This is a genomic window from Bradyrhizobium sp. CCBAU 65884 (assembly GCF_028128835.1).
In the GTDB taxonomy this organism is placed as follows: domain Bacteria; phylum Pseudomonadota; class Alphaproteobacteria; order Rhizobiales; family Xanthobacteraceae; genus Bradyrhizobium; species Bradyrhizobium ottawaense.
The window spans coordinates 69,351-82,624 of the sequence record NZ_LBJU01000115.1; the positions used below are offsets into that span (position 1 = coordinate 69,351).

General features: G+C 64.7%; 15 protein-coding genes and 1 tRNA gene. 11 read left to right on the forward strand and 5 right to left on the reverse strand.

Going from position 1 to position 13,274, the window contains the following annotated elements; genetic code table 11:
• The gene (locus XI03_RS17365) at positions 1-792 is read right to left on the reverse strand and encodes an enoyl-CoA hydratase/isomerase family protein (RefSeq protein ID WP_271592780.1); all 792 of its coding nucleotides are present in this window, start codon (positions 790-792) and stop codon (positions 1-3) included.
• A gap of 194 nt (positions 793-986) precedes the next feature.
• Here XI03_RS17365 and XI03_RS17370 point away from each other — a divergent pair, with 194 nt between their 5' ends.
• From XI03_RS17370 to XI03_RS17380, 3 genes are all read left to right on the forward strand, one after another.
• Positions 987-1,757 carry an IclR family transcriptional regulator gene (locus XI03_RS17370; RefSeq protein WP_271592781.1) on the forward strand — a complete coding sequence of 257 codons (771 nt, stop codon included), beginning with the start codon at positions 987-989 and terminating at the stop codon, positions 1,755-1,757.
• A gap of 66 nt (positions 1,758-1,823) precedes the next feature.
• Positions 1,824-2,111 (forward strand): type II toxin-antitoxin system ParD family antitoxin, encoded by a 288-nt coding sequence (locus tag XI03_RS17375; protein ID WP_271592782.1) that lies wholly within the window; start codon positions 1,824-1,826, stop codon positions 2,109-2,111.
• A 5-nt stretch (positions 2,112-2,116) separates the two neighbouring features.
• Positions 2,117-2,473 (forward strand): type II toxin-antitoxin system RelE/ParE family toxin, encoded by a 357-nt coding sequence (locus tag XI03_RS17380; RefSeq protein ID WP_271592783.1) that lies wholly within the window; start codon positions 2,117-2,119, stop codon positions 2,471-2,473.
• Between the two features lie 162 nt (positions 2,474-2,635).
• Here XI03_RS17380 and XI03_RS17385 read toward each other — a convergent pair whose 3' ends face one another.
• The 4 genes from XI03_RS17385 to XI03_RS17400 form a co-directional block, all read right to left on the reverse strand.
• The gene (locus XI03_RS17385; protein WP_271592784.1) at positions 2,636-3,538 is read right to left on the reverse strand and encodes a hypothetical protein; all 903 of its coding nucleotides are present in this window, start codon (positions 3,536-3,538) and stop codon (positions 2,636-2,638) included.
• A 117-nt stretch (positions 3,539-3,655) separates the two neighbouring features.
• The gene (queD, locus tag XI03_RS17390; RefSeq protein ID WP_028140825.1) at positions 3,656-4,012 is read right to left on the reverse strand and encodes a 6-carboxytetrahydropterin synthase QueD; all 357 of its coding nucleotides are present in this window, start codon (positions 4,010-4,012) and stop codon (positions 3,656-3,658) included.
• Positions 4,013-4,096: 84 nt separating this feature from the next.
• Positions 4,097-4,173 (reverse strand) — tRNA-Arg (locus tag XI03_RS17395).
• A gap of 302 nt (positions 4,174-4,475) precedes the next feature.
• Entirely contained in the window at positions 4,476-5,975 is a 1,500-nt protein-coding gene (locus XI03_RS17400) for an ATP-binding protein (protein WP_038947352.1), read from the reverse strand.
• Positions 5,976-6,336: 361 nt separating this feature from the next.
• Here XI03_RS17400 and rpmH point away from each other — a divergent pair, with 361 nt between their 5' ends.
• The 8 genes from rpmH to XI03_RS17440 all read left to right on the forward strand — a co-directional run bounded on the left by rpmH (position 6,337) and on the right by XI03_RS17440 (position 13,124).
• On the forward strand, positions 6,337-6,471 hold the full coding sequence (rpmH, locus tag XI03_RS17405; RefSeq protein WP_008542748.1) for a 50S ribosomal protein L34: 135 nt from the start codon (positions 6,337-6,339) through the stop codon (positions 6,469-6,471).
• Between the two features lie 28 nt (positions 6,472-6,499).
• Positions 6,500-6,913 carry a ribonuclease P protein component gene (gene rnpA, locus XI03_RS17410; protein ID WP_028140828.1) on the forward strand — a complete coding sequence of 138 codons (414 nt, stop codon included), beginning with the start codon at positions 6,500-6,502 and terminating at the stop codon, positions 6,911-6,913.
• A gap of 16 nt (positions 6,914-6,929) precedes the next feature.
• Complete coding sequence (gene yidC / locus XI03_RS17415) at positions 6,930-8,783, forward strand: membrane protein insertase YidC (protein ID WP_152102277.1); 1,854 nt, start codon at positions 6,930-6,932, stop codon at positions 8,781-8,783.
• A gap of 183 nt (positions 8,784-8,966) precedes the next feature.
• Positions 8,967-9,620 carry a ribosome biogenesis GTP-binding protein YihA/YsxC gene (gene yihA, locus XI03_RS17420; protein ID WP_028140830.1) on the forward strand — a complete coding sequence of 218 codons (654 nt, stop codon included), beginning with the start codon at positions 8,967-8,969 and terminating at the stop codon, positions 9,618-9,620.
• Positions 9,620-9,985, forward strand: a complete 366-nt coding sequence (locus tag XI03_RS17425; RefSeq protein WP_038974805.1) for a DUF423 domain-containing protein — start codon at positions 9,620-9,622, stop codon at positions 9,983-9,985. The genes yihA and XI03_RS17425 overlap by 1 nt, the downstream gene beginning before the upstream one ends.
• A gap of 231 nt (positions 9,986-10,216) precedes the next feature.
• Entirely contained in the window at positions 10,217-11,104 is an 888-nt protein-coding gene (gene argB, locus XI03_RS17430; RefSeq protein ID WP_028140832.1) for an acetylglutamate kinase, read from the forward strand.
• Positions 11,105-11,250: 146 nt separating this feature from the next.
• A complete protein-coding gene (locus XI03_RS17435; RefSeq protein WP_271592785.1) occupies positions 11,251-12,237 on the forward strand; it encodes a DUF1036 domain-containing protein in 987 nt (328 codons plus the stop codon).
• 194 nt (positions 12,238-12,431) lie between these two features.
• The gene (locus XI03_RS17440) at positions 12,432-13,124 is read left to right on the forward strand and encodes a pyrimidine 5'-nucleotidase (RefSeq protein WP_028140834.1); all 693 of its coding nucleotides are present in this window, start codon (positions 12,432-12,434) and stop codon (positions 13,122-13,124) included.
• Positions 13,125-13,274: the final 150 nt, after the last annotated feature.

The following is a 13,274-nucleotide window of genomic DNA, read 5'->3' on the forward strand; positions in this document are numbered from 1 at the left end:
TCAATCCTTCGACGCGGATTGCGCAAGGAACGCCGTCACGGCGTCGCGATGCTCCGCGCTGGTGTAGCAGATGGCCTGCGCCTGGCTGCCGAGACTGAAAATGTCGTGCGCGGAATGCTCGAACGTCTCGTTCAGGATCTTCTTGCCCAACGCCAACGCGGTGGGAGAGCCCTGAGCCAGTTCGACCGCCCAGGCCTGCGCGGCCGACAGGAGCTCGCTCGAGGTCACCTTGCGATCGACGATGCCGAGCGCGAGCGCTTCGTCGGCCTCGACGACGCGTCCGGTGAAGATCAGCTCCTTCGCCTTGGGAAGCCCGACCCGGCGCGGCAGGAAATACAGGCCGCCGCCGTCGGGGATCAAGCCGCGCTTGATGTAGGACCAGGTGAACTTCGATCGCTCCGTGCCCATGACGAAGTCGCAGGCCAGCGCGGTGTCCGCACCGAGGCCCGCCGCAGCGCCGTTGACGGCGGCGATCGTCGGCTTCGGCAGCCCGAGCAGGAACGATTGCACGTGATGCACGCCCTGCTGACGGCTCCATCCGTTGAATGCAACTTCGCCCTGCGGCGCCGCGAGCCGGCGCTTCATTCCGCTGATGTCGCCGCCGGCGCAGAACGCACTGCCGCGCCCCGTCAGCACCAGGGCCTTGATCGCTTTGTCGCGAGCCACGGTTTCGAGCGCACCGACGAACTCTGAACGCATGTCGTCGCTCATGGCGTTGCGCCGGTCCGGCCGGTTGAATGCAATCGTCGCGACACCGGCCTCGACGGAAAATTCGATGAGCTGATAGGACATTGCAAGCTCCCTGGCTGGAGTCGGATCGATCGCCGCGACGCATTGCGGATGTCGAATGCCGATTTCAGGCCGTGCCGTTTCCTCGTTGAGCCCCAGCACGGCCGGGCGTTCTTCTTCCCTGGGCTGATAGCGGCTTGCGCCCGCCGTAACATCCCCCTAATTCCACTTAGTGGAAACGCTGAGCGGAGGCTGATGTGCCGCAGGTACGCAGATATGCGGGCGGGGTTGACGGCAACCGCTCACTCGAACGGGGCATCGAGATCCTCCGGTCGTTCTGGCCCGGCGTCGACACGCTTGGCAACGGCGAGATTTCGGAGCGAACAGGATTGCCGCGATCGACCGTCAGCCGGCTGACGCGAACGCTGGTCAATTCCGGGATGCTCGACGAGGTCCGTAACCAGCGGACCTACCGGCTTGCCGCATCCGTCATCAGCATCGGTCACGCGATGCGGACGGGATCACCGGTGCTCAACGCGATCGGACCGATGATGCGGGCCGAATCGGCCAAGCGCCGGCTCAACGTGGGGCTCGCGACCGCGGATCGCACCATGATGGTTTATCTGGAGTCGATCCGCTACAGCCCGCGCGCGGCACTGCGGAACGTGGTCGCCGGCCAGCAGGTCCCGATGGAGTTGACGTCGCTCGGTCGCGCTTATCTGGCCGGCATTGCCGAGGCCGAGCGCGAGCGATTGCTGAAACTGTTCAAGCGGCGCAGCACTGCGGCCACGAAGGCGCTGCTTGCGGACGTCAGGACATCGATACGCTCGGTCGAACGCAACGGCTATTGCGCGGTGTCGTGGCAACCCGGCGTTCTCGCCGTTGCCACGCCCATCGTGCTGGCCGGGCTTCCGGTCTACGCGCTCAACATGAGCCTGCAGAATGTCGATCGGTCCGAGGCGCTGGCCAGCGAGATCGGCGCGTATCTCAACGCCTTCGCGGCCAAGTGCAAGGAGGTGCTGGGTTGAGGAGATCACACGCCCATGGCATAATATGCCATAGGTAGCCTGGCTTTGAGCAACAGGGAAATGCCGATGCCCACCCGAAACGTCGTGCTGACAGAGCGTCAGGAAGAGCTCCTTGAGACCCTCGTCAAGTCTGGCCGCTACCAGAATGCCAGCGAGGTGCTGCGCGACGGGTTGCGGCTCGTGGAGCAACGCGAGGCGGAAGATGCAGGCAAGCTGAAAGCCCTGCGGGCCGCGGCGCGCGCCGGCGTCGGGGCATTGGACCAGGGAGACTTCAAGGAATTTGCAAGTGTCGAGGACCTGCAAACTTATCTGAACGATCTCTCGGAGAAGATCATCTCCCGAACCGCCGAATAGCCGTCATGGCCGGGCGGAGATGGCGCGTTCGTCTCGGCGCAGCTGCAGAGGTCGACTTCGCCAACATCCTCAGATGGACCACCGAGAATTTTGGCGCGCGACAATCTCGAATCTATCGCGATACCCTTGTTCAAACGATGGGCGAGCTTGCCGACGGTCCCAATGTTGCGGGCTCCAGGCCCCGAGACGAGATCATGGCAAACCTTCGCACGCTTCACGTGGCGCGGCATGGCCGTCGCGGAAGCCATTTCCTGATGTATCGGGCCGCGCCGGACAGCACGATCGAAATCGTGCGCATCCTTCACGACAGAATGGACTTTCGGCGCCACGTCCCACCCGTCAGCGACGAAGGCAAAGAGTAGGCTCGTGGCATTTCAGAGAGAGCTCGCGGGCCTCGGGAGACGGCAGCGTGCTCTGACGTGGAATCGCAAACTGCGCGTCCGGAACGCTTCGAACGTCCATCCTGCAGATTCCGACGCTCGATCCAGCCGAGCTACGGGCCGCTTGCGCCAGCAACGGCGCCGTTACAGTTTGCCATAGACCCGCCCCGCGACCATCTTCAGGCGCTCGACCGAGCCGGACTCCGGATGCGGCTTGACCGGCGCGAACAGGATCGAAGCCTGCCTGCCGTTCTTCCAGACATAGATGGTGACGGCGTTGCCGTTGCCCTTGGTGCAGGAATACTCGCCGAACGCTTCACTGCCGAGCTCTTGTATCGCCGTGTGCTTGCAGGGGCCTGCGCGTTTCATCATGCCGATGGCGGTGTCGCGCGAGGTCGCGATCACCGCGACGGTCATGGTGTTGGCCTCACGATCGAACATCATGCAGCTGCCCGCGCCGGTCCGCTGCACCGTAAGGGTACTCTTGTCGAGAAAGCCGTCGGCATCCGCGGCCGTGAGCCACTCGCAATTGCCGAACCGTTCGCTGCTCTTGTTCACGCTGTCTATGGCCACGCGCGCGGCTTCGGTGACCGGCCCGAGCAGCGCTTCATCAGCGCGCCGGCCGATCGGATAGACGGTGATCTGTAGAATGTAATCGCCTGACAAGGCGACGACCGAGGCTTCCTGGCGCTCGGCGCCGGCCGCGCTCGTTCCGCCCTGGCCTTCGTCGCCGATCCCCGCGACTGCGTTGAGCGGCATGCGCTCGCCAAGCGTCTTGACGAAGGTCGCGTACAATTCCCTGGCGCGGTCCTTGTCGGGATTGCGGAACACGGAGAGCATCATCGTGTCGCCGCGCCCGGCCTGGTAGATGCAGCCGCGGCCGTCCTGATTTGAAATCAGTGACCATTTGAGCGCCGGCATCGCACGGGCGAGCTCCTGGGCGCTGATGAACGGGCAGGTTTCGGCCGCGCGCGCGGGAAGCACCGGGACGGCTGCGATTGCAAGGAACAGAACGAGGCAGGAGAACAGGCGATCGATGGTACGCATGGGACGTACTTACTACCGAAACGGCGCGCCCGGAACAATTCGAACGTCCGCCCCTCAGATCCGTCGCCTGATGCTCTATCGAGCCGATGGCCCGGCCAAGTCAGCGCAGGGCCGTCGTCACTGCCCGTTATATTCGGCCCAGCAATCCGCCGTTTCATAGACCCGGACCGCCGACAGCTGTCGAAGGCTCGGCTTCAACCGGTCCCAGATCCAGATCGCAATATTCTCGGCGGTGGGGTTCTCGAGGCCTTTGACCTCGTTCAGGCAGTGGTGATCCAGCGCGCCCAGGATGTCGGCGAAGCATTTTTCGATGTCGAAGAAATCCGCGACGAAGCCGGTGTGCGGATCGACCGGCCCGTCCAGCTGGACCTCGACCCGGTAGGAATGACCGTGCAGCCGGCGGCATCGATGGGTCTCGGGCACGTTCGGCAGCCGATGCGCCGCCTCGAACTTGAACGCCTGCGATATCTTCATTCCGCTCCTCACACGGCATCGCCATCCGGTCTCGGGCCCGTCTGGCGACCAGATGCTGCTAGGTCCTGACCTTTCGGCGAAGAATGGCGCGCCCGGAACGATTCGAACGTCCGACCCTCAGATTCGTAGTCTGATGCTCTATCCAGCTGAGCTACGGGCGCGTTTTTCGCGAACAGTGCGGACCTAAGCCCGCAGGCAGCCTCCGGACAGCGCCGGAGGGGTGCGAAAGAGCGCTCTGACTAACCGCTCTTGCCCCGATTGGCAAGGTCCGGGATGGGGAGATTTTGCAAGGAAATGACGGGGTCGGTGTCATTCCGGGATGGCCCAATGGGCCAGGCCCGAAATCCATAACCCCGGCTGGCGGCTATGGATTCCGGGCCCGCGACTTCGTCGCGCCCCGGAATGACGGATAGATGAGTGCTCCAGACCCTGCAATGACGGAAGAACTCGGCCTTTGGCCGACTTACGCCCTCTGCCGCTCGTTGCGGATGGAGAGGAGCTCGACGGGGCGGTCGGGGATGACGATACGGAAGGTGGCGCCGATGGTGCCTTCGACCAGGTGGATGTCGCCGCCATGGGCGCGGACCAGCTCGGCGGCGATGGCGAGGCCAAGGCCGCTGCCGCCGGGGCGGCCGGAGGTCTGGAACGCCTCGAACAGGTGCTCCCGGGTCTTCTGGGGGACACCGGGGCCGGTGTCGGAAACCTCGAGAATTGCGACAGCACCCTCGCGTTTTCCCGTGATCCGGATCTGCTGCACCCCGCCCTCGCCGGAGGCGTGACTTTCCAGCGCCTGGGCGGCGTTGCGGACGAGGTTGAGCAGCACCCGGAACAGCTGATCGGGATCGGCATCGACCGCAAGCCCGCGATCGATCGCGGCGACCCAGGCGATCGAGGCGTCGGAGGCGAGGCCCGCGGTCTCCCGCACCTCCAGCACCACAGGCTCGATCAGGATCATGCGGCGGTCCGGTGCGGCCTCCTGGGCGCGGCCGTAGGACAGCGTCGACTGGCAGAAGGCGATGGCACGCTCGAGCGAGCGCACCAGCTTTGGCGCAAAGCGCTGCACCCGCGGATCCGGCACGCTGGCGAGCTGATCCGACAGCAGCTGGGCCGAGGCCAGCAGATTGCGCAGATCGTGGTTGATCTTGGACACGGCCAGGCCAAGGGCGGCGAGCCGGCTTTTCTGATGCAGCATCGACATCAAATCGCGCTGCATGTCCGACAATTCGCGCTCGGCGACCCCGATCTCGTCGCTGCGCTGGCTCGGCACGATGATCCCCGCCGAGCTTTCGGGGTTCTCGTGGAAGCCGACCAGGCTCGCGGTCAGCCGCCGCATCGGGCGGACGAAGAGATAATGAAGCGCCAGATAGACGAGGCCCGCGGTCAGCGCGGCGATGATCAGCGCGACCACCACGACGTTGCGGGAGAACCGGTACATCTGCTGCCGCAGCGGCAATTCGTCGGTCACGATCTCGATGAACTGGGCCGTGCCGACGCCGGGGCCGACGATGCGGATGGCCTGATTGCCGGTCTCCAGCATCATCCGGAACGAGCCGGTGATCGCGTCCCAGGCCGTCATGTCGCGCAGGTCGATGTCATGCTCGATGGCGGCCGGAATGTTGTCGCTGGCGAGCAATCGGCGCTGCTGGCCCATCTTGATGGCGACGGCGCGGGCATTGATGCTTTTCAGGATCTGGCGCGACAGCGAATCGGGAACCATGCCGAGCGGCGCCGCATCCAGCACCAGCGCCGCCGTGTTGGCGGCGGCGACGCGGTCGTTGAGCCGGTTGACCCAGAAGTTGGCAATGGCGGGCACATAGAGCAGCACGGCCGCGATCATCACCAGGGGGACGGTGAGCAGCAACAGCTTGCCTGACAGCCCGAGCCCGCGCGTCCCACGGGGGCGCATCGCCGGCGGGTCCGGCTGATCCTGATCCTGGACCGGCTGGAGGTCTGTCGTTGCCACGAAAGTCGCCCTCGCCTTTGGCGGATGAAGGATTGGCAGTATGAAGATGCGGCCCGACCTCGGTCCGGTCAAATTACGGATCGCTAATCTGCCGAGGTGGGATGTAAGCGCTGATATCGCGAGTCGCCACCTCAAGGGTTAAAAACCCCGCACAAACAGCGATATTCACCGGAATCGTGCGCTTGTGCGGCGTTGACGAAAACAAGGCGCTCGCTTATAAGCCGGCCAAATTGTCCGCGATGACCCGGTGCGACACCGGGAGCGGCTCTCTTGGGGCCGGAAACGGCCCGTTTTGGGCCGCATCTTCGGGACTTTACCATCAATTCTACAGGCAAATTGCCCGGTCAGCGGAGAAAAACCCGTGAAGCGGACTTATCAACCCAGCAAACTGGTGCGCAAGCGCCGTCACGGCTTCCGTGCCCGTCTCGCCACTGCCGGCGGCCGCAAGGTTCTCGCCGCCCGCCGCGCTCGCGGCCGCAAGCGTCTGAGCGCCTGAGCCGGACCCCCTTTTCCGGGATTTCATCATGGATCGGCTGAGGCAGCGGGCGGATTTCCTCGCCGTTGCCAATGGCGCGCGGGTGAACAGTCCCGCGTTCGTCCTGCAAAGCCGCCCCCGCGATGACGGCGGCCCGATCCGGATCGGCTTCACCGTTACCAAAAAGAACGGCAACGCCCCCGCGCGCAATCGTATCCGGCGCCGGCTTCGCGAACTGGTGAAGCGGCTCGATCCGGTGTCGATGCAGCCCCATCATGATTATGTCCTGGTCGGACGAAGCGGCGCGCTCTCGCGCGACTTCGCCACCATGCTCGACGATCTGCGCATGGCGTTCACGAAGCCGGCGCGGCATACGGCCAAGGGACCTGCGAATGGACGCAGCCCGAGGACTGACCGTACCGGGCCCCGCCCCGCTCCTGCTGCCAGCCGCAAACCGGAATGATGACGAGACCCCAGAGATGACCGACAATCGCAATACCATCCTCGCCGTCATTCTGTCGGGCCTCGTCCTGATCGCCTGGCAGTATTTCTACAATGTGCCGGCGATGGAGAAGCAGCGCGCCCAGCAGCAGACGCAGGCCGAGCTCCAGAAGACCACGCCGCAGCCGTCGGCCTCCGCGACGCCGGGCGCGGCGCCGCAGCAGCCGGGCAACGCCGCTCAGCCGGCAACGCCGGGCGCGAACCAGCAGGCCCAGCCCGTGGTGGCGCGTGAGGCCGCGATTGCAGCCAGCCCGCGCGTGAAGATCGACACGCCGCGGATTGCCGGCAGCATCGCGCTGAAGGGCGGCCGCATCGACGACATCGCGCTGGTGCAATTCCGCGAAACGGTCGATCCGAAGTCGCCGCCGATCATCCTCTATTCGCCCTCGGGCACCGCGGAGCCCTATTACGCCGAATTCGGCTGGGTGGCGGCGACGGGTGTGACGGCGAAGATGCCTGACGCCCAGACCGTCTGGCAGCAGGACGGCAGCGGCAGCCTGACGCCGACGACGCCGGTGGTGCTGAAATGGGAGAATGGCGATGGTCTCACCTTCCGCCGCACCATTGCGGTCGACGACCATTATCTCTTCACCATCAAGGACGAGGTGAGCAATGTCGGCAATGCGCCGGTTACGCTCTATCCGTTCGCGCTGATCTCGCGCCACGGTGCGCCGCAGGTCTCCGGCTACTACATCCTGCATGAAGGCCTGATCGGCTATCTCGGCGACCAGGGCCTGCAGGAATATGCCTACAAGAAGATCGACGAAAGCAAGAAGGTGGACTTCAAGGTCACCAACGGCTGGCTCGGCATCACCGACAAGTACTGGGCCTCGGCGCTGTTGCCGGATACCAATGCCCAGCTGCAGGCGCGCTTCTCGTCGAACCCATCCGGCAACGTCCACACCTACCAGACCGATTATCTGCTCGACCCCGTCACCGTCGCGATCGGCGGCACTGCGACTGCGAACGCGCGGCTGTTCGCCGGCGCCAAGGAAGCCGGCGTGGTCGGCGTGTTCCCGTTCGCCGGCCTCGGCGGCTACAACAAGGAGCTGGGGCTGAACCATTTCGATCTCTTGATCGACTGGGGCTGGTTCTACTTCATCACCAAGCCGATGTTCCTCGGCCTCGACTTCTTCTACCGCTTCTTCGGCAATTTCGGCATCTCGATCCTGCTCGTGACCGTGATCGTGAAGCTGCTGTTCTTCCCGCTGGCGAACAAGTCCTACGCCTCGATGGCGAAGATGAAGTCGGTTCAGCCGCAGCTGCAGGCGCTCAAGGAGCGTTATCCCGACGACAAGGTGAAGCAGCAGCAGGAGATGATGGAGATCTACCGCAAGGAGAAGATCAATCCGGTCGCCGGCTGTCTCCCCGTGCTGATCCAGATCCCGGTGTTCTTCTCGCTCTACAAGGTGCTGTTCGTCACCATCGAGATGCGGCACGCGCCGTTCTACGGCTGGATCAAGGACCTCTCAGCGCCGGATCCGACCAACCTGTTCAACCTGTTCGGGCTGATCCCGTTCGATCCGACCACGATCCCGGTGTTCGGCCATTACCTCGCGCTCGGCATCTGGCCGATCATCATGGGCATCACGATGTGGTTCCAGATGAAGCTGAACCCGACACCGCCGGACCCGACGCAGCAGATCATCTTCAACTGGATGCCGCTGATCTTCACCTTCATGCTGGCGGGCTTCCCGGCGGGCCTCGTGATCTACTGGGCCTGGAACAACCTGCTCTCGGTGATCCAGCAGAGCTACATCATGCGCCGCAACGGGGTGAAGGTGGAGCTGTTCGATAATCTCAAGGCGACGTTCGCGAAGAAGGCGACGTAGCTGCACACGAAGCGTGCCCGGTCATGCGGGCGCAAATGCCTCCACAGCGTCATGCCCGGGCTTGTCCCGGGCATCCACGTTTTGGAGGGTACCGCGCAGACAGACGTGGATGGCCGGGACATTTGAATGGGAAGACGCGCTTCGCGCTTTTGCCCGGCCAAGACGCGAGGATAGACTTTCCAGATGACCGATAAATCAGACGACAAGCTGATCGAGGCCGGGCGGAAGCTGTTCGCGCGCGACTGGCAGTTCATCTGGGCCTCGCCCTCGATCCAGACGCTGCCGCCGATGGCGGGGCTGGAGGTCGCCTTTGCCGGGCGCTCCAATGTCGGCAAGTCGAGCCTGATCAACGCGCTGACGGGGCGCAACGCGCTGGCGCGCACCTCGCATACGCCGGGACGCACCCAGGAGCTGATCTTCTTCGAGGTCCCCGGCAAGACCGACCTGCGCCTGGTCGACATGCCCGGCTACGGCTATGCCAAGGCGCCCAAGAGCCAGGTGGCGTCCTGGACCGAGCTGATCCACAAATTCCTGCTGGGACGCGCCTCGCTTGCGCGCGTCTACGTGCTGATCGACGCGCGGCATGGCCTCAAGGAGGTCGACCTCGAGGTCCTCAAGACGCTCGACCGCTCCGCGGTCAGCTACCAGATCGTGCTGACCAAGGCCGACCAGGTGAAGGCCTCCGAGCTGCAATCGCGCATCGCCGAAACCGAGGCGGCGCTGGCCAGGCATCCGGCCGCGTTCCCGAACGTGCTCGCGACCTCGTCACGCAGCTCGACCGGCATGGAGAGCTTGCGCGCCGCGATGGCGAAACTGCTGGAAGAGCGCGCTACGTGATGGTGGCGCAGCGCCTGCTGATCGGACTTGCCGGTTTGATGGGCGCCGCCGGCGTCGCGCTGGCCGCCGCCTCGGCGCATGGCGGCGATGCGAGCCGGCTGGCCTCGGCCAGCGCGATGCTGCTGTTTCATGCAACTGCCATACTTGCAGCTGTCGCCCTGCTGGCGCGCGGCCTTCTGCACGGCGGAATTGGCCTCATCGGTGCATTCGGCTTCGTGATCGGCGCCGTGCTGTTCGCGGGCGACCTCACCTTGCGGCAATATGCCGGGCACTCGCTGTTTCCATACGCAGCGCCGACGGGCGGGACGGTGATGATCGCGAGCTGGCTGGCCGTGACGCTGGCCGCGGTGGTGGCGCGGAAATAGGTCTCGTGTCCCGGACGCGGTGCGGCACCTAAAGCGCGTTTACGCGCGTCTTCGACGCGCTATGGTGACGCTCCGCAGAGCCGGGACCCAGCAAGCCGCATGGGCCCCGGCTCTGCAGCGCACCGCTGAAGAAGCGCTGCGCTGCGTCCGGGGCACGAAGACCACTTTGCGCCACGCCCGCCAATCGGATAGAACGCAGGCCGCTCCAGTCCCGCCAGCGAGATCCGCGACATGACCGACATCTCCCCGCTCGACCAGGCCCGCATCCTGTCGGAAGCGCTGCCGCACATGCAGCAGTATGACGAGGAAACCATCGTCATCAAATATGGCGGCCATGCCATGGGCGACGAGGAGACCGCGAAGAATTTTGCCCGCGACATCGTGCTGCTGGAGCAGACCGCCATCAATCCGGTGGTGGTGCATGGCGGCGGGCCGCAGATCGCGACCATGCTCAAGCGCCTCGGCATCGTCTCGGAATTCGCAGCCGGCCTGCGCATCACCGATGCGGCGACCATCGAGATCGTCGAGATGGTGCTCGCCGGCTCCGTCAACAAGCAGATCGTCGGCTACATCAACGAAGCCGGCGGCAAGGCCGTGGGGTTGTCCGGCAAGGACGGCAACATGGTGAAGGCGTCGAAGACGACGCGGACCATCATCGATCCGGGCTCGAACATCGAGAAGGCAATCGATCTCGGCTTCGTCGGCGATCCCGAGAAGGTGGACCTCACGCTGCTCAACCAGCTGATCGGCTACGAGCTGATCCCGGTGCTGGCGCCGCTCGCAACCTCGAAGGAAGGCCAGACGCTGAACGTCAACGCCGACACTTTTGCCGGTGCGGTTGCCGGCGCGCTGAAGGCCAAGCGCCTGTTGCTGCTCACCGACGTGCCTGGCGTGCTCGACAAGTCGAAGAAGCTGATCCCGCAATTGTCGGTCAAGGACGCGCGAAAGCTGATCGCCGACGGCACCATTTCCGGCGGCATGATCCCGAAGGTCGAGACCTGCATCTATGCGCTGGAGCAGGGCGTGGAGGGCGTCGTCATCATCGACGGCAAGATGCAGCACGCGGTGCTGCTTGAGCTCTTCACCAACCAGGGCACGGGAACGCTGATCCACAAGTGAGGGACGAGCGGACAAAGAAAACCGTCATGGCCGGGCTTGTCCCGCCTGCGAGGCCGAAGCCTCTTCGGCCTCGCAGGCGGGACAAGCCCGGGCATGACGGGCGGAGGGCTCAGCGCCCCCGCCGCTCACCCCTGACCCGCTTCCTGATGGCGCTGCCGGCCGCGGCCGTCTCGTTCGTCTTCTCCTCGGTGCCGGCCCTCGCCGATCTGAAGATCTGCAACCGCATGTCCTATGTCGTCGAGGCCGCGATCGGCATCGACGACAAGGCGGCGACCGCGACGCGCGGCTGGTTCAGGGTCGATCCCGCCACCTGCCGCGTGGTGGTGCAGGGCACGCTGACCGCCGACCGCATCCTGCTCAATGCCCGCGCGCTCGGCGTCTATGGCGCCTCGCCGATTCCGCAGAACGGCAGCGACATGCTCTGCGTCGCGCAGGACAATTTCGTCATCGCGGCGGCCCGGCAATGCCGCAGCGGCCAGACCCAGGCCGCGTTTACGCAAGTCACCCCGACGCAAAGCGCGGACGGCAACCTCATTGCCTATCTCGCCGAGGATTCCGAATATGACGACGAGCAGGCCCGCCTCGCCGGCATCCAGCGGCTTTTGGTCATTGCGGGCTACGACGCCGCGCCGATCGACGGCGTCGACGGGCCGAAGACGCAGGCAGCCCTGGCCGCGTTCCTGAAGAGCCGCGGCTTGTCCTCGGACATCGTGGGCTCGCAAAACTTCTTCAAGACCATGGTCGATGCGGTGCAGACGCCGTCCGCGACCGGCCTCACCTGGTGCAACGATACGCCGCACAAGGTGATGGCGGCGATCGCGACCGACGACGGCAAGTCCGTGACCAGCCGCGGCTGGTATCGCATCGATCCCAAGACCTGCCTGCATCCTGATGTGACCGGCCAGCCCAAGCAGATCTTCAGCTTCGCGGAAGCCGTCGACGCCGACAACCGCGCCGTCAAGCTGAAGGACCGGCCGCTGAACTGGGGCGGCGACAGGCAGCTCTGCACGCGCGAGACCAAGTTCGAGACCGTTGAGCAGACCGATTGCGGCGCGCGCGGATTCGCGGCGACGGGATTTGGTGCGGTGGACATGTCGAGCGGCGGCAAGACGCTGCGTTTTGCGGTGCCGTGAAATTGGCGTCATGATCAACACGCAAGCGCCTACAAGCTCCGCTGTCGTCCCCGCGAAGGCGGGGCCCCATAACCCCAGGGAGTGGTTATGGCGCGAAGCTGGCCACCCCGAATCTTCGCCGAACTCCTCACCGTGGTTATGGGTCCCGGGCTCGCGCTTCGCGCGCCCCGGGACGACGAGCTGAGAATGTTGATATGAACCAACCCCGCACCTTTGCTCATGTCGACACCTGGGTGTTCGACCTCGACAACACGCTGTATCCGCATCACGTCAATCTGTGGCAGCAGGTCGATGTGCGGATCACCGAGTTCGTGTCCAGCTGGCTGCAGGTGACGCCGGCGGAGGCGCGAAAACTGCAGAAGGATTATTACCTGCGCTTCGGCACCACGATGCGCGGCATGATGACCCTGCATGGCGTGTCCGCCGACGACTATCTCGCCTATGTCCACAAGATCGACCATTCACCGCTGCAGCCGAACCCGGCGCTCGGCGAAGCCATCGCAAACTTATCGGGGCGCAAGCTGATCCTGACCAATGGCTCGGTCGACCATGTCGATGCGGTGCTGGCGCGTCTCGGCCTGGCAACGCATTTCGACGGCGTGTTCGACATCATCGCCGCCCAGTTCGAGCCGAAGCCGGCGGCGCAGACCTATCAGAAATTCCTCGCCGACCACGCGGTCGATCCGACCAAAGCCGCGATGTTCGAGGACCTCGCCCGCAACCTCACCGTCCCGCACCAGCTCGGCATGACCACCGTGCTGGTGGTGCCTGACGGAACGAAGGAGGTGGTGCGGGAGGACTGGGAACTGGAAGGCCGGGATGCCGCCCATGTCGACCACGTCACGGATGATCTGACGGGGTTTTTGGCAGGGCTCTCGCCCCTATAACCGCCGTCGTCCCGGGCAAGCGTAAGCGCAGACCCGGGACCCATAGCCACAGGATTTGGTTGTCGCGCCGGATTGGTAACTCCGAATCTTCGTCAAACTACTCCCTTTGGCTATGGGTCCCGGATCGGCGCTCCGCTTCGCTGCGCTTGT